At 62.9% G+C, this 15855-nt stretch carries 17 protein-coding genes and 1 pseudogene; 14 read left to right on the top strand and 4 right to left on the bottom strand.

All coding sequences use genetic code 11. The features are described 5' to 3' along the window. The first annotated feature begins 141 nt into the window (after positions 1 to 141). Both cimA and rarD read left to right on the top strand, forming a co-directional pair. Positions 142 to 1755: a citramalate synthase gene (cimA, locus tag ABIE40_RS06220; RefSeq protein WP_199628855.1), complete on the top strand. Its 1614-nt coding sequence runs from the start codon at positions 142 to 144 to the stop codon at positions 1753 to 1755. 126 nt (positions 1756 to 1881) lie between these two features. Then, positions 1882 to 2796 carry an EamA family transporter RarD gene (gene rarD, locus ABIE40_RS06215; RefSeq protein ID WP_199628856.1) on the top strand — a complete coding sequence of 305 codons (915 nt, stop codon included), beginning with the start codon at positions 1882 to 1884 and terminating at the stop codon, positions 2794 to 2796. Positions 2797 to 2918: 122 nt separating this feature from the next. Here the strand turns inward: rarD and ABIE40_RS06210 are convergent, their stop codons facing one another. Next, complete coding sequence (locus ABIE40_RS06210; protein WP_199628857.1) at positions 2919 to 3542, bottom strand: LOG family protein; 624 nt, start codon at positions 3540 to 3542, stop codon at positions 2919 to 2921. Between the two features lie 155 nt (positions 3543 to 3697). On the opposite strand from ABIE40_RS06210, the gene ABIE40_RS06205 reads away from it, so the two are divergent. The 5 genes and pseudogenes from ABIE40_RS06205 to ABIE40_RS06185 all read left to right on the top strand — a co-directional run bounded on the left by ABIE40_RS06205 (position 3698) and on the right by ABIE40_RS06185 (position 9850). Then, positions 3698 to 5767, top strand: a complete 2070-nt coding sequence (locus tag ABIE40_RS06205; RefSeq protein ID WP_199628858.1) for a LysM peptidoglycan-binding domain-containing protein — start codon at positions 3698 to 3700, stop codon at positions 5765 to 5767. A 209-nt stretch (positions 5768 to 5976) separates the two neighbouring features. Beyond that, positions 5977 to 7851: an ABCB family ABC transporter ATP-binding protein/permease gene (locus ABIE40_RS06200; protein WP_199628859.1), complete on the top strand. Its 1875-nt coding sequence runs from the start codon at positions 5977 to 5979 to the stop codon at positions 7849 to 7851. Between the two features lie 136 nt (positions 7852 to 7987). Next, positions 7988 to 8689, top strand: a pseudogene (locus ABIE40_RS06195) (phosphatidylserine decarboxylase); the annotation flags it as partial. Between the two features lie 18 nt (positions 8690 to 8707). After that, positions 8708 to 9553, top strand: a complete 846-nt coding sequence (gene pssA / locus ABIE40_RS06190; RefSeq protein ID WP_112719561.1) for a CDP-diacylglycerol--serine O-phosphatidyltransferase — start codon at positions 8708 to 8710, stop codon at positions 9551 to 9553. A 156-nt stretch (positions 9554 to 9709) separates the two neighbouring features. Continuing rightward, a complete protein-coding gene (locus tag ABIE40_RS06185; RefSeq protein WP_199628861.1) occupies positions 9710 to 9850 on the top strand; it encodes a hypothetical protein in 141 nt (46 codons plus the stop codon). On the opposite strand, the gene ABIE40_RS06180 is transcribed toward ABIE40_RS06185, so the two are convergent. The 3 genes from ABIE40_RS06180 to ABIE40_RS06170 are packed head-to-tail and all read right to left on the bottom strand — an operon-like array spanning position 9847 to position 11627. Beyond that, positions 9847 to 10470 carry a LysE/ArgO family amino acid transporter gene (locus ABIE40_RS06180; protein WP_130282850.1) on the bottom strand — a complete coding sequence of 208 codons (624 nt, stop codon included), beginning with the start codon at positions 10468 to 10470 and terminating at the stop codon, positions 9847 to 9849. The two genes, ABIE40_RS06185 and ABIE40_RS06180, sit on opposite strands and share 4 nt — an antisense overlap. 31 nt (positions 10471 to 10501) lie before the next feature. Then, positions 10502 to 11263 carry an SOS response-associated peptidase gene (locus tag ABIE40_RS06175; RefSeq protein WP_199628862.1) on the bottom strand — a complete coding sequence of 254 codons (762 nt, stop codon included), beginning with the start codon at positions 11261 to 11263 and terminating at the stop codon, positions 10502 to 10504. Between the two features lie 43 nt (positions 11264 to 11306). Continuing rightward, positions 11307 to 11627, bottom strand: a complete 321-nt coding sequence (locus tag ABIE40_RS06170) for a YnfA family protein (protein WP_199628882.1) — start codon at positions 11625 to 11627, stop codon at positions 11307 to 11309. A 100-nt stretch (positions 11628 to 11727) separates the two neighbouring features. On the opposite strand from ABIE40_RS06170, the gene ABIE40_RS06165 reads away from it, so the two are divergent. The 7 genes from ABIE40_RS06165 to ABIE40_RS06135 all read left to right on the top strand — a co-directional run bounded on the left by ABIE40_RS06165 (position 11728) and on the right by ABIE40_RS06135 (position 15810). Next, complete coding sequence (locus ABIE40_RS06165) at positions 11728 to 12144, top strand: NUDIX hydrolase (RefSeq protein WP_199628863.1); 417 nt, start codon at positions 11728 to 11730, stop codon at positions 12142 to 12144. A 60-nt stretch (positions 12145 to 12204) separates the two neighbouring features. Continuing rightward, the gene (locus ABIE40_RS06160) at positions 12205 to 12642 is read left to right on the top strand and encodes a TIGR02301 family protein (RefSeq protein ID WP_199628864.1); all 438 of its coding nucleotides are present in this window, start codon (positions 12205 to 12207) and stop codon (positions 12640 to 12642) included. Between the two features lie 100 nt (positions 12643 to 12742). Continuing rightward, positions 12743 to 13000 carry a hypothetical protein gene (locus ABIE40_RS06155; protein ID WP_112719678.1) on the top strand — a complete coding sequence of 86 codons (258 nt, stop codon included), beginning with the start codon at positions 12743 to 12745 and terminating at the stop codon, positions 12998 to 13000. A gap of 15 nt (positions 13001 to 13015) precedes the next feature. Beyond that, entirely contained in the window at positions 13016 to 13768 is a 753-nt protein-coding gene (locus ABIE40_RS06150) for a hypothetical protein (protein WP_112719567.1), read from the top strand. 76 nt (positions 13769 to 13844) lie between these two features. Next, a complete protein-coding gene (gene ygfZ, locus ABIE40_RS06145) occupies positions 13845 to 14684 on the top strand; it encodes a CAF17-like 4Fe-4S cluster assembly/insertion protein YgfZ (RefSeq protein WP_199628865.1) in 840 nt (279 codons plus the stop codon). 26 nt (positions 14685 to 14710) lie between these two features. Further along, complete coding sequence (locus tag ABIE40_RS06140) at positions 14711 to 15283, top strand: YfbR-like 5'-deoxynucleotidase (protein ID WP_112719679.1); 573 nt, start codon at positions 14711 to 14713, stop codon at positions 15281 to 15283. After that, positions 15280 to 15810, top strand: a complete 531-nt coding sequence (locus ABIE40_RS06135) for a tyrosine phosphatase family protein (RefSeq protein WP_199628866.1) — start codon at positions 15280 to 15282, stop codon at positions 15808 to 15810. The genes ABIE40_RS06140 and ABIE40_RS06135 overlap by 4 nt, the downstream gene beginning before the upstream one ends. Positions 15811 to 15855: the final 45 nt, after the last annotated feature.

Below are 15855 nucleotides of genomic sequence, written 5' to 3'. Positions count from 1 at the left end.
AAGGCACAAGGCTGCCTGAGAGAAATGCGTGCCGCAGGGCACAAGGATCAGCCCTCATGGTGAGGAGGCCCGCAAGGGCTGTCTCGAACCACGAGGGCGGGTGAACGACACACAACACCCGCTCAGCCGGGAGGAACGACAATGAGAGAACGCATCTACCTCTTCGACACGACGCTCCGGGACGGGCAGCAGACGCCCGGGATCGATTTTTCGGTCGAGGACAAGATTGCGATTGCCGCGATGCTGGATGATTTCGGTCTCGACTATGTCGAGGGCGGTTATCCCGGCGCCAACCCGACCGACACCGCCTTCTTCAGCGAGAAGCGCACGAAGGAAGCCCGCTTCGTTGCCTTCGGCATGACCAAGCGGCCGGGGATCTCGACTTCCAACGATCCGGGCCTCGCCACGCTGCTGCAGGCCAAGAGCGATGCGATCTGTTTCGTCGCCAAGAGCTGGGACTACCATGTGAAGGTGGCGCTCGGCTGCACCAACGAGGAGAACCTCGAATCCATCTCCGAAAGCGTCAAGGCGGCGGTTGCTGCCGGCAAGGAGGCGATGGTCGATTGCGAGCATTTCTTCGATGGCTACAAGGCCAATCCGGAATATGCCACCGCCTGCGCCAGGGCCGCCTATGATGCCGGCGCGCGCTGGGTGGTGCTCTGCGACACCAATGGCGGCACGCAGCCGCCGGAGATCCGCGCGATCGTCGAGGCGCTGATTTCGGCCGGCGTTCCCGGCGACTGTCTCGGCATCCACGCCCATAATGACACCGGCCAGGCGGTCGCCAATTCGCTCGCCGCCGTCGAGGCTGGCGTGCGGCAGATCCAGGGCACGCTCAACGGCATCGGCGAACGCTGCGGCAATGCCAATCTGGTGACGCTGATCCCGACGCTGGCGCTGAAGGATGCCTATTCGACCCGTTTCGAGACGGCGATCGACGAGGAGCGGCTCGTCAACCTCACCCGCCTGTCGCATGCCTTCGACGAGCTCCTCAACCGCTCGCCCGATCACCAGATGCCCTATGTCGGCGCCTCGGCCTTTGCGACCAAGGCCGGCATCCACGCCTCCGCGCTGCTCAAGGATCCGCGCACCTATGAGCATGTGAAGCCCGAAAGTGTGGGCAATTTCCGCAAGATCATGGTCTCCGACCAGGGCGGCAAGGCGAATTTCATCAATGCCCTGAAGCGCCGCGGCATCGAGGTCGGCAAGGACGATCCGAAGCTCGACCTCCTGATCTCCATCGTCAAGGAGCGCGAGGCTTCGGGCTATGCCTATGAGGGGGCCGATGCGAGCTTCGAGCTGCTCGCCCGCCGCACGCTCGGCACCATCCCGGAATTCTTCGGCATCGACGGTTTCCGTGTGATGATCGAGCGCCGGTTCGACAGTCTCGGCCGCGTCAAGATCGTTTCGGAAGCGGTGGTGAAGATCACCATAGACGGCCAGACGCTGATGTCGGTCGCCGAAGCCGAAGGCCCGGTCAACGCGCTCGACCTCGCGCTGCGCAAGGATTTCGGCAAGTACCAGCACGAGATCGACGACCTCGTGCTTGCCGACTTCAAGGTGCGTATCCTCAACGGCGGCACCGAGGCCATCACCCGCGTCCTGATCGAATCGATCGATTCCAGCGGCGTGCGCTGGTGGACGGTCGGCGTTTCCGAAAACATCATCGACGCCTCGTTCCAGGCGCTGATGGATTCGGTTATCTACAAGCTGATGAAGAACAGGCAGCTGGCGGGGAAGATCGCGGCGGAGTGAGCGGATGTGGAATTCCACATCTGGCAAATCAAAAGTCCTTCACATCCATTCACGGAAATGAATTGGCCTATTCATATGCGTTAGGTTAGAGCGGGTTCCATAAACATAAAATATGGAAACGCCCCCATGTCCGTCGATGCGACCGCGCCGATCATCAAGAACGAGGATAGTCCGCGAGGATTTGCCTTCGCGCTGACCGCCTATCTGCTCTGGGGCTTCCTGCCGATCTACATGAAGGCGCTGGCGCATATCTCGCCGGCAGAGGTTATCGCGCACCGTGTTCTCTGGTCGGTTCCGATCGCGGGGCTCGTGCTTCTGGTGCTCGGCCGCACGCAGGAAATCCGCGATGCGCTGCGTTCACCGCGGATGATCGCCATGGCGACGCTGACGGCAGCGCTGATCACCGTCAACTGGGGCACCTATGTCTGGGCGATCGGCGCCGGGCATTCGCTCGATGCGGCGATCGGCTATTTCATCAATCCGCTGATCAGCATCTTCATGGGCTCCGTACTGCTCAAGGAAAAGCTGCGGCCGATGCAGATGGCGGCGATCGGGCTGGCGGCAATTGCGGTCATCGTGCTGATCGTCGATGGCGGCGGCATGCCGTGGATCGCGCTGACGCTCGCCTTCAGCTGGGCCTTCTACGCCTTCTTCCGCAAGACGCTGCCTCTCGGGCCGAACCAGGGCTTCCTGCTGGAAGTGCTGATCCTCAGCATTCCCGCGATCCTCTACATCCTCTACCTGGAACTCGTCACCGGCGAAGGCCATTTCATCGAGACCGGCTGGAGCGATACCGCCCTTCTCCTCGGCTGCGGCCTCGTCACCGCCCTGCCGCTGATGATCTATGCCAATGGCGCCAAGCTCCTGAAGCTCTCGACCATCGGCATCATGCAGTATATCGCGCCGACGATGATCTTCCTGATCGCCATCTTCGCCTTCCACGAGCCGCTCGGCACGGCGCGCATGATCGCCTTCCCGCTCATCTGGGCAGGTCTGGTGCTCTATACGCTGTCGATGCTGAAGGCGACGCGCGGGCGCTAAAGCGCATCGCGATCTTTCAGATCGCTTTCTGCGCTTTAGCTTTTTGTCCTTTCGCATGTCGTTGTCGCAAAACCGCTGCGCACTTTTGCGCGACATGCTTTAGGCGCCCGCTTCAAGCAGGTTTACATCTTGGAGAGAACTTCGTCCTCGCCGCCGCGATCGGTGGCGATTTCGGCGGCCTGCGCCATGATCGCCGGAATGATGCCGGAGACGTCGTCGATGACGAGTGGCTGGACGCGGTGGGCGGTGTGGATGAAGCCTTCTTCCGTCATGTGCTTCATCAGCTCCATCATCGGATCCCAGAAGCCGTTGATATTGGCGAAGACCATCGGTTTTTCGTGACGGGCGAGCTGTGCCCAGGTCATGATCTCGACGATCTCTTCCAGCGTGCCGATGCCGCCCGGCAGCGCCACGAAAGCGTCCGAACGCTCGAACATCATGTGTTTGCGCGCATGCATGTCAGGCGTTACAATCAGTTCGTTGAGCTGGCCGAGCGAATGGCGCGTCGCTTCCATGTCGATCAGGAATTCCGGGATGATGCCGGTGACCTGGCCGCCCGCCGAAAGCACACCGCTGGCAACCGCCCCCATGATGCCTTTCGTGCCACCACCGTAGATGAGCCTTAACCCATATTCGGCAATTTCCTTGCCGAGCGTGCGGCCGGCAGTCATGTATGCAGCGTCGCGTCCCGGCCTGGAGCCGCAGTAGACGCAGATGGATTTTATCGAGTGCGATTGATCAGTCATGGGGCCAAACAACTATTCCGGGGCTGGGCAGTCAAGAAAAATGAGGCAAAACCTACGTCTTAAGCGTAGGTGATCGCCTTGGATGCTTGTGAAGAGCGACGGGAATCGCTAGCAATTTCTGATACTACGGCACATTTGCCGCCTGGGGAGAATGAATGATGAGAAACCGCGCCGGCTTGCTGGCCCTCGCAGTGCTTGCAATTGCAATCCTTCTTATGGTCTTCGTGGTCATGCCCCGGATCGGCGGAGACGCGTCCAAGGTCGGCGATGCGATCAACCAGGCAAGCAACGAAGTCAAAAATACGGTCGAAGAAGCAGGCAAGACCGCCCGCAACGCCGTTGCCGATGCTGCCGCCACTACAGAGAAGGTCGGCCGCCTGACGGCTGACGCCGGACAGTCTCTCACCGAACTTAAGGCGCTCTTCGCCGACGGCAAGACCCCGGCTGCAGATGCCCTTGCGGCTGCCAAGACGAAGGCGACCGGCGCGCTGCAGGCGATTGCCGATTTTGCAGCGCCTGAGGGCATCGACCCGGCGACCGCCGCGATCATCACCAAGGCCAAGGACGGCGCTTCGAAGGCGCTCGCCACCATCCAGGCGCTTCCTGAAAATGCCGCCGATGCGCTGGCCGCGCTCCTCAAGGCAGAATCCGAACTGACCGGCGCACCGGCAGCTCAGCCCGGCACGGCTCCCCAGCCGCAGGCTGACACGGCGCCGGCAGCAGCCGATGCCAACGCATCGGCCGCAACGGCGCCCGCCGCCGACCAGGCGAATGCCGGTCCGAAGCTTCCGGCCTTTGACGTTCTGCGCGTCGAACCCGATGGCTCCACCGTCATTGCCGGCTCGGCCGAGCCGAACGGCAAGCTCGAAGTCGTCGATGGCGACAAGGTCGTCACCACGACCGATGTCGGCCCCTCCGGCGACTTTGCAGCCGTGCTCGACAATCCGCTCGGCCCCGGCGATCACCAGCTGGTGCTGAAGGTCACCGGCAAGGACGGCAAGGTTCAGACCTCGGAAGAAGTCGCGACCGTTTCCGTGCCAAAGGACGGCAGCGGTGCCGAGCTCCTCGCCATGGTTTCCAAGCCGGGTGAAGCAAGCCGCATCATCACCGCTCCGAAGGCCGAGCAGCAGACCGCTGCGGCAACGCCTGCCGCGAACGGTGCGACGCCCGCCCTGCCCGCGGCTTCCACCGATATCGCCAACACCGCACCGGCCGTTCCCGCCGCTCCGGCTGAAGTCATGGTCAATGCCGTCGAAATCGAGGGCAACAAGATCTTCGTTGCCGGTACCGCCAAGGCCAATGCCAACGTGCTCGCCTATGCCGACGACAAGCTGATCGGCAAGGCACGCGCCGGTGGCGACGGCCATTTCGTCATCGACGGCGCCATGGATCTGGCCGTCGGCGACCACAAGATCCGCGTCGATGTGGTCGATGGCGCCGGCAAGGTTCTCGTGCGCGCCGCCGTCAACTTCAACCGTCCGGAAGGCGATCAGGTCACCGTCGCTGCACAGACCGGCACGCCAACGCCAGCCGCCACTCCGGCTGCGGCAACTCCGTCGATGGTGCCTCTCGAAGAAGGCGAACTTGCCAAGCTGAAGACGGATGCCGGCAAGGCTTTCGCGCTGCTGAAGGGCCTGTTCGTCAACGGCCAGCTTCCCGGCAACGAACAGCTCGCCGCCGCCCGTTCGGCGACCGAGTTTGCGCTGCGCTCGATCTCGGAATTCCGCCCGTCGGTGGATGCCCGCGCCGAGTTCAAGGAAACCGCTGCCAAATCCTCGCAGTCGGCAGCAAGCGCGCTGACGACGCTGCAGGCGCTGCCGCGCGATGCCAAGTCCGTTGGTGCGGCGATCGACAAGCTCGCCTCGATCATCGACGAGCTGACGACCGTTCCGGCTGCACCCGAGGCACCGGCCGCTCCGGCTGCACCCGCACCGGCGACCAACGAAGTCGCATCGGGCAACAGCAGCGAGCCGAAGACGATCGAACAGGCGCCGCTGACGACGAGCAACAACACAGTGATCATCCGCCGTGGCGATACGCTGTGGCAGATTTCGCGCCGCGTCTATGGCGCCGGTGTCCGCTACACGACGATCTACATGGCCAACGAGGACGAGATCAAAAACCCGGACCGCATCCTGCCGGGCCAGATCTTCGGCGTTCCGAAGGACGCGCTGCCGAATTCGGAAGAGCTGCATCGCAAGCTGAAGGCCGGCGAGCACCTCTAGGCTTTATGTCATTATGACGAAAAGGCCGGGCGAACCTCTCGCCCGGCCTTTTGCTTTGGCGGTTTGCCGTTGCATTCGGGCGCTGCAAATCCTATGTGCCGGGAAACGGCGAGACTGTCTGGCGGAGGCTTGAAAAGAGCCGATCCGCCTTTTGCAATTTGCCGCTATCGAAAACGATCAAAGCCCTGCCCCCGGGCTTGGAGATAGACATGGCAAACAAGACGGTCTCTGATTCCAACCTGATGCGCACGCTGTTCAATCTCTGGCCCTATATGTGGCCGAACGAGCGGCCCGACCTGAAGATGCGCGTCGTCTGGGCCTCGGTCTATCTGCTGGTCTCGAAATTCGTGCTGCTGCTCGTCCCCTACTTCTTCAAGTGGTCGACCGATGCGCTGAACGGCAAGACCGATCTCCACACCAGCCTTCCGCCGCTGCTGACCGGCGCCATCGCACTGATCATCGCCTATAACCTGACCCGCCTTATCCAGCTGGCGCTCAACCAGCTGCGCGACGCGCTGTTTGCCAGCGTCGGGCAGTATGCGGTGCGCAAGCTCGCCTACAAGACCTTCGTGCACATGCACGAGCTGTCGCTACGTTTCCATCTGGAGCGCAAGACCGGCGGCCTGTCGCGCATCATCGAGCGCGGCACCAAGGGCATCGAAACGATCGTCCGCTTCACGATCCTGAACTCGGTGCCGACGGTCATCGAATTCCTGCTGACGGCCTTCATCTTCTGGTGGGGCTACGGCTTCTCCTATCTCGCCGTTACCGCCTTCACCGTCTGGGCCTATATCTGGTTCACGATCCGCGCGAGCGACTGGCGCATCGCCATCCGCCGCTCGATGAACGACAGCGATACCGACGCCAATACCAAGGCGATCGATTCCCTCCTCAACTTCGAAACCGTCAAATATTTCGGCAACGAAGAGATGGAGGCCAAGCGCTTCGACAAGTCGATGGAGAAATACGAGAAGGCGGCAACCGACGTCTGGACCTCTCTGGGATGGCTGAACTTCGGCCAGGGCGTGATCTTCGGCATCGGCACGACGATCATGCTGGTTCTCTCCGGCCTGGCCGTCCAGCGCGGCGAGCAGACAGTTGGCGACTTCGTCTTCGTCAATTCCATGCTCCTGCAGCTTGCCGTGCCGCTGAACTTCATCGGCTTCGTCTATCGCGAAATCCGCCAGGGTCTGACCGATATCGAGCAGATGTTCGATCTTCTGGAGGTAAAGGCTGAAGTCACCGACGCGCCCGACGCCAAGCCGCTCGCGATCGGCCAGGGCGCCATCAGCTTCAGGGACGTGCATTTCTCCTACGATCCGGCCCGCCCGATCCTGAACGGGATCTCATTCGACGTGCCCGCCGGCAAGACCGTCGCCGTCGTCGGCCCGTCCGGGGCCGGCAAGTCGACGCTGTCGCGCCTGCTCTACCGCTTCTACGATATCCAGAGCGGGGCGATCACCGTCGACGGCCAGGATATCCGCGGACTGACGCAGAAGAGCCTGCGAACGGCGATCGGCATGGTTCCGCAGGATACCGTGCTCTTCAACGACACGGTCGCCTACAACATCCGCTACGGCCGCCCGTCGGCCAGCGAGGCAGACGTGAAGACGGCCGCCGAAATCGCCCAGATCGCCCATTTCATCGAGCTGCTGCCGGAAGGTTTCGACACCAAGGTCGGCGAGCGCGGGTTGAAGCTTTCGGGCGGCGAGAAGCAGCGCGTGGCGATCGCCCGCACCATCCTGAAGGCGCCGCCGATCCTGATCCTCGACGAGGCGACATCGGCGCTCGACACCACGACCGAAGGCGAAATCCAGGCCGCGCTCGATGCCGTGTCGAAGAACCGCACCACGCTGGTCATCGCCCACCGGCTGTCGACCGTCATCGGCGCCGACGAGATCATCGTGCTGAAGAGCGGCGAGATCGCCGAGCGCGGCACGCATGGCGAACTGCTTGCCAAGAACGGCCTCTACGCCTCGATGTGGAACCGCCAGCGCGAGGCAACCGCGGCCGAAGAACACCTGAAGCAGGTGCGCGAGAGCGACGAAATGGGCGTTGTCACGCGCCTTGCCCCCGCCACCTGACCATCTGAACAAAACGGCTGGTTTGCCGTTTTGCTGTTTAGAACCTTGACACAAAGGCCGCGGCAGCGGCCACGGCATTGCCCCGGCCGGAGTTTTTCTATAACCAGCGGTAACGAAAAAACCGAGGAGACCGGCGCATATGAGCCTGCTTGATACCGTTCGAAACACCATCGTTCCGGTCCATAAGGAAGGCTATCCTTTCGTCGCCGCCTTCTTCGTCGCGTCGCTGCTGCTTGGCTGGCTGTTCAAGCCGCTGTTCTGGGTCGGCCTGATCCTGACGCTGTGGTGCGCCTATTTCTTCCGCGATCCGGAGCGCATGACGCCGCAGGACGACGATCTCGTCATCTCGCCGGCTGACGGCAAGGTCTCGTCGATCCAGATGGTGACGCCGCCCGCCGAGCTCAATCTCGGCAGCGAGCCGATGCTGCGCATCTCCGTGTTCATGAACGTCTTCAACTGCCATGTGAACCGCTCGCCGGTGCGCGGCCGCATCGTCAGCATCAACTACCGCTCCGGCAGCTTCGTGAATGCCGAGCTCGACAAGGCCAGCGAAGACAACGAGCGCAACGGCCTCGTCATCGAAACTGCGCATGGCAATATCGGCGTCGTGCAGATCGCCGGTCTTGTTGCGCGGCGCATTCTCTGCTGGGCCAATACCAACGAGCCGCTCGATGCCGGTGAACGCTTCGGCCTGATCCGCTTCGGTTCGCGCCTCGATGTCTTCCTGCCTGCCGGAGCTGCGCCCCGCGTCGCGCTCGGCCAGACGGCGATTGCCGGCGAGACGGTGCTTGCCGAATTCGCCTCCGCCAAGGGTCCGGTCATCAGCCGCCGCAGCTAAGACGATCAGGAGCGACAGATGGAGACGCCTTTCCCACCTTTCGAGCCCAACGGACCGAACGATTCGGCTCGTGGTCCGCGACTGCGTGAAATCCCGCTCCGGCTGGTCGTTCCCAATCTCATCACCATTCTTGCCATCTGCGCCGGCCTGACCGGCATCCGCCTCGCCTTCGAGGGCCGTTACGAGCTTGCCGTGATGATGGTGCTGCTCGCCGCCTTCCTCGACGGCATCGACGGCCGTATCGCGCGGCTGATGAAGGCGACGTCGAAATTCGGCGCGCAGATGGATTCTCTCGCCGACATCGTCAATTTCGGCGTGGCCCCTGCCCTCGTCGGCTATGTCTATGCGCTCGACCAGGCCCGCTCGATCGGCTGGATCGCGGCGCTGATCTATGCGATCGCCGCCGGCCTGCGCCTTGCCCGCTTCAACGTCATGTCGGAGCGCGAGAACCGGGCGCCCTGGCAATCGGAATATTTCGTCGGCGTGCCCGCGCCCGCCGGCGCCATGCTGGTGCTGGCGCCCGTCTATCTCGGCTTCCTCGGCCTGGAGACGGACCGCCTCTTCGCGCTCCTGTCGTCCGCCTATACCGTTCTCATCGCCTTCCTGCTGATCAGCCGCCTGCCGGTCTGGTCGGGCAAGCAGGAGGGCAGCAAGCTGCGCCGCGATCTGGTGCTGCCGCTGATGCTCGGTGTCGTTCTCTATGTCGCTCTGCTGATGAGCTACACCTGGGAGATCATGGTCTTCACCGTGGTCATCTATCTGATATCGCTTCCCTTCGGCGCTCGGCGCTGGAAGAAGAAATACGGCACGCTGACGATAGAAGAACCGGGCGTCGGCGAAGACGATATGGGCCGCCATATCTGATTTGATTAGCACGCTACTCATGCGTGCTTTTCGCATCAAGCCTCGCGCAAAGTTTTCGCCTTACACACTTCCTGATAATCGATGCCTCTATTTTGTCGCTATTGCCGACAAAAGAGCAAATCAGAACATGTCCAGGGAACACGTAAGGAGAGTATCGTGACCTCGAAGAAGACTGGCTCCACGGAACAGCCGGCCAAGCATGACCTTAGCGCCCACTATCGCCCGCTCGGCCTGAAGGCCGTTCTGGCAGCAGCACTGATGCTGAAGAAGCCTGCCCTCATCAAGAAGCCCGCCTAAGCGGCCGCGAAAAAGCGGATGAGCAGGCTGATCGCCAGCAGGCTCATGACGACACCGATGATGACGTCGAGAACCCGCCAGGCGGCGGGTTTCGCGAAGACCGGCTGCAGCAGCCGCGCTCCATATCCCAGCCCGAAAAACCAGACGAATGACGCAACGGCGGCACCGATGCCGTAAGCGAGGCGATCTGCGCCCTGATAGGCGGCCGACAGGCTGCCGAGCAGCACCACCGTATCCAGATAGACATGCGGATTGAGGAAGGTGAAGGCGAGGCATGTGGCGACCGCCGCCTTCAATCCCAGCGCCTGCGGCGCCCCGGCCTGCATGGCGCCTGGATGCAGCGCGCGGCGAAAGGCCATGAAGGCATAGGAGCCGAGGAAGACGGCGCCGCCGAGCGTCACCACCGAGATCAGCACCGGCGACTGCGATACCAGCGTGCCGAGACCGCCCACACCGGCGGCGATCAGCAGCGCATCCGACAGCGCGCAGATCAGGCAGAGAATGAAGACATGCGAGCGCAGCAGGCCCTGGCGGAGAATGAAGGCATTCTGAGCGCCGATGGCGATAATCAGGGATGCACCAAGGAAGAAGCCCGAGAGGGCAGCCGAAATCGAGATCATGAAGATGGTCCGGGAATGAGAAGACTGGAAATCAGAAGAAGCTGAGCTGCCCGTCGCCGGGCTTCTTGGCAGGTGCCTTCGGGGGCTTTTCGAGAACGACGGGCGTCTGCAGATCGGCGCCCATATTCGCCACCTTGTTGACCTTGTCGGAAACAGGGATGGCTTCGAAGAAATCTTCCTCGACCGGCTTCATCAGGTCGGCAACCTCACGCGGCTCCTGCGTCTTGCAGTCGAGCCAGCGGGTATAGTCCTCGGGCTTGATGACGACGGGCATCCGGTCGTGGATCGGGGCGATCGCAGCATTGGCCGCCGTCGTCAGGATCGCGCCGGTATCGACCTCCGAGCCATCGGCCGACGACCATGTCTCCATCAGCCCGGCAAAGGCAACGATGCCGCCATGCTTCGGCTTGATCCAGTAGGCCTGTGATTTCTCGCCGCTTTCCTTCGACGGGCGGTGCCATTCGTAGAAGCCGCTTGCCGGGATCAGGACGCGGCGGTGGCGCATGGCGGCGCGGAAGGACGCCTTGCCGATCGCCGTTTCGGCCCGCGCATTGATCAGCAGCGGAAATTCCTTGGGATCCTTGACCCAGGAAGGCGTGAAGCCCCAGCGCACCAGGACGGCGCGGCGATCCGGAAGGTTGCTGCCCTTCTCCGGCGTTTCTCCGGAGACGACGACGAGGATCGGCTGCGTCGGCGCAATATTGTAGCGCGCGGGAAAGTCCTCGAGCTCAAAAAGCCCGAGCAGGTCCTGCAGCTCTTCCGGAGATATCGTCAGGGCGTAGCGTCCGCACATACCCTTGTCTTTGCACCCTGCCGGGCAACGGTCAAGGGTGGGCTCAGCTGCGTGGCGCAAAGAGGATGATTGCTGTTCCGGCAAGGCAGATCGCGGCGCCGCCGATGTCCCAGCGGTCGGGAATGCGGTTTTCGACGAGCCACAGCCAGAGGAGCGAGGCGACGATATAGATGCCGCCGTAAGCGGCGAATGTGCGCCCCGCAGCCTCGCTCGGCACGAAGGTCAGCAGCCAGGCGAAGAGCGCCAGCGACACCATGCCCGGCGCCAGCCACCAGACGGACTTGCCCATCCTGAGCCAGGCCCAGAAGGCGAAGCAGCCGGCGATCTCGAAGAGCGCGGCAGAGGCATAGATCAGATAGGTCAGCGGGCTTCTCTTCGAATCGATGCTGCGTTAGTCAGGTTCATCGATACGCTCGGCGATCGCCCTGCAATTCGCAACCGGCAGAGCCACGGAAACGGCAGAAATGACTTCGACGGCCAAGGCAGCATCCTCCGCCATCCTCGAACGCGACGGCAAATATCTGCTGGTGCTGCGCCGCAATCCGCCATCCGCCGACATGTATGCCTTTCCGGGCGGCCGCGCCGAAGAGGGCGAGACGCCCGATGAGACGGCGCTGCGGGAATTCCGGGAAGAGACCGGCATTACGGCGCGCAACCCTAAGCTCTTTTCGGTCTACGATCTGAAGACCCATGCGCCCGACGGTAGCGTCACCAGCCATTTCTTCCTGTCGGTCTTCACCGTCGAGGCCGACGCCGACGCTGTTGCGGAAGCCGCCGATGACGCCGCCGATCTAGGCTGGTACAGCCTGGACGAGATCCGCCGGATGCCGGTGCCGCAATCCGTTCTCGAATGCGCCGAGCGGCTGGCGCTTCGACAATAACGGCGTGGAAACTCCGCCACGCGCCTTGTTCCCGACACGGCTTGCGTATCAACTGTTCACATGATTCCCGTACGACGCGTTGTTTTGTCCCTGTTCTTGTGCGCCGGTGCAGCGATGAGCGCGCCCGTCTGGGCACAGGGCAAGAATGCGGCAGCGCCTGCGGCACCCGAGGCACCCCCACCTCCAGCGGCGGCCGTACCCTACGACGACAAGCTTTTGCGGTTTGCGGAAGTGATCGGTTCGGTGCATTACCTGCGCACGCTCTGCAAGGCGCCAGGCGGCGACGAGTGGCGCAACAGCATGCAGCAACTGCTTGATTCCGAAGCGAAAGACGAGCCTCAGCGCAAAGAGAAGCTGACCGCTGCTTTCAACCGTGGATACCGTGCCTTCGCATCCGTCTATACCGATTGCACCGCATCGGCGATCGTGGCAGAAGAGCGCTACCGTAACGAAGGTGCAACACTTGCCACAGAAATTACTTCGCGGTTTGGAAATTGACGTTTAATTAACCTGTTTTCACTCCCGCGCGTGTCGTTTTGGGAAAAGGCTGATAGAGTTGTTAACCAGGCAGTAAGGCATGCAGTTCGAGGAAAAGAAAATGGAACCGAGCCTCAACGACATCGACGACATGATCGTCCATGAAAAGATGCAGGCGGCTTTGGAGTACCACAACGAAGCTTGGGCTGACGGCATGGCCGACGGCATCGAGCCTGAGATCATCGCCGACACCGCCATCATTCACGCCCTTCGCGAAACGATCCGCCTGCATGGCGAAAACAGCGCGGAAGCCCTGCTCGATTCGCTGCGTGAACGTATGCTTGCTGGCGAGTTTTCTCCGAACCGCAGACTGCAGTAAAAATTAGAGAGTCGGATGCACACCGGTAAGGACAAGGCCCCGCGGCGGCTGATCGCGCCGCTTCTCGTTGCTCTATGCGCTGGCGCCGGCATTTTCGCGGCACCCGCAGCCTTTGCGCTTTCTGAGCTGCACAAGGCACCCGGACAGCCTGATCCGCAGGCGACCGACCAGAAAAATACCCAGCAGACGCAGACACCGCCGGCCGCGACGCCCGGCGTGCCGATGCCCGATCCGCTGGTGAACAAGGATCATGCGGCGCAGAGCACCGACAAGACGCCCGGCGCATCCGACAGCGGCAAGCCCGTAGACGTGATCTACGACATCACCAAGGTTCCCGAACCCGTGCGCAAGATGCGCGAACAGATCGTCGAAGCAGCGGCTTCCGGCGATCTCGAGCGTCTTCGTCCGCTGATGGGCACCGGAGCGCAGCAGACGCAGGTCAGCGTCGGCCAGCCGACCGACGATCCGATCGGCACGCTGAAGGACCTTTCCGGCGATCCTGACGGCGACGAGATCCTGGCGATCATCCTCGACGTCATCTCGACCGGTTTCGTGCATGTCGGCGCCGGGACTGCCGATGAGGCCTATGTCTGGCCCTATTTCGCCGAGAAGGACCTGAAAGCGCTGACGCCGCCGGAGCGCGTCGAGCTGCTGCGCATCGTCACCGCAGGCGATCTTTCCGACATGCAGGAATTCGGCGGCTACAATTTCTATCGCCTTGGCATTGCGCCCGACGGCAAGTGGAAGTTCTTCACCGCCGGCGATTGATCGCCCCTGCCCGCCGCTTGCAGCGGCGGCGCGGAAGACTTAACTCTGAGCGATCACGAACGCGACAGGTTTCGCCATGCCCTCCGTCTTTCTTCCGCACCGCGCCCTTCTCAGGATCGGTGGCGCGGACGCCGAGTCCTTCCTGCAGAACCTCATCACCACCGATATCGTCTCGATGGCGCCGGATGAGGCACGCCCCGGCGCGCTGTTGACGCCGCAGGGCAAGATTCTCTTCGATTTCATGATCTGGCGCGATGGCACGGATTTCGTCATCGAGACCGAGCGCGAGCAGTTCGAAGCGCTGACAAAGCGGCTGACCATGTACAGGCTGCGCGCCGCCGTGACGCTGGCGCCGGTGGACGCCGAGGGTGTGACCGTTTCCTGGGACAGCGATGCAGCCGAAGGCGCTGCCGACAGCCGCTTTGCCAAGGCCGGCATCACACTTCGCCGCCAGGCCGGAAAGCACGGCACTGACGATGTGGCGCTCTATGACGGCCTGCGCGCGGCGCATGGTGTCGTCACCTCGGGCGCCGACTTCGCGCTACAGGACGCATTCCCGCATGACGTGTTGATGGATCTGAACGGCGGGCTCTCCTTCAAGAAGGGTTGCTATGTCGGCCAGGAAGTCGTCTCCCGCATGCAGCATCGCGGCACGGCGCGGCGGCGCGTGGTGACGGTTTCTGCTGGCACCGAACTGCCCGCGCCGGGCACGGAGATCACCGCCGGCGGCAAGCCGGTCGGCACGCTCGGCACGGTCAGCGGCAAGAGCGGGCTGGCGATCGTGCGCATCGACCGCGCCGGCGAAGCGATGGCTGCGGAAACGCCGCTGCTTGCCGGTGACGTGCCTGTCACGCTCGCCCTGCCCGGCTGGAGCGGCCTTGCCTTCCCGTCCACATCCGACGAGGCCAGCGCGTGACGAAGCCGCCCCGCGCCTGGCAGCGCATGCTCTCCGGCAGGCGGCTCGATCTTCTCGATCCCTCGCCGCTTGATGTCGAGCTCAGCGATATCGCCCACGGTCTTGCCCGCGTGGCGCGCTGGAACGGCCAGACCTCGGGAAATCACGCCTTCTCGGTTGCGCAGCACAGCCTCGTCGTCGAGGACATCTTCCGCCGCCTCAACGAGGCGAGCGCCAGCGACTGCCTGATGGCGCTGCTGCATGACGCCCCGGAATATGTGATCGGCGACATGATCTCGCCGTTCAAATCCGTCGTCGGCGGCGGCTACAAGACCGTCGAGAAGCGGCTGGAGGCGGCGGTGCATCTCCGCTTCGGTCTGCCGCCGCATGCCTCGCGCGAGCTCAAGGACAAGATCAAGAAGGCCGACACCATTGCCGCCTATTTCGAGGCAACCTGCCTTGCCGGCTTTACCTCCGTCGAGGCGCAGAAGTTCTTCGGCCAGCCGCGCGGCATCACCAAGGAAATGCTGCTGATCGAGCCGCTGCCGGCCACCGAGGCGCAGCAGCTGTTCTGTGATCGCTTTGCCGCGATCGAGGCATTGAGGAGCGCCAAGCCGTGACGCGGATCGTCGTCTCGCCGCTTGCCCGCATCGCCGAGATGGCCGTGCGTCACGGCGCCCGCGAGATGGTGAGCCTGATGGCCAAGGAACAGGCGTTCCACCGCCCGGGCGTGATTTCCGCCAGCCGCCATCTGCTGCTGCATATGAACGACATCGCCTTCAAGGGTACCGGCAATCTGGTAGCGCCCGGCGAAACGCATGTGCGCGAGATCATCGGCTTTGCCGCCGCCTGGGACCAGAGCGCGCCGCTGCTCGTTCATTGCTGGATGGGCGTGTCTCGATCACCGGCGGCTGCCCTTGTCGCAGCCCTTTCGCTGGTGCCCGATCAGGATGAGAAGGCGCTTGCGGAGCGGCTGCGCTCCGCCTCCCCCTATGCCACGCCGAACACCCGGATCATCGAGATCGGCGATGCGCTGCTCGATCGCAAGGGCAGGCTTGTCGATGCCGTGCGCGCCATCGGGCGAGGCGCCGAAGCCGACGGCAATGCGCCTTTCATGTTTACGATCGCGCCCGAAAAAGCCGGTTGACGCTCCCCCCACCCTGCCCCATCTAGCCAAGTGCAATGGAAATTC

This window comes from Rhizobium sp. OAE497, from assembly GCF_040546565.1.
Lineage (GTDB): Bacteria > Pseudomonadota > Alphaproteobacteria > Rhizobiales > Rhizobiaceae > Rhizobium.
The sequence above is the reverse complement of the archived record's forward strand: the minus strand, read 5'-3'. Positions and strand labels throughout refer to the sequence as shown.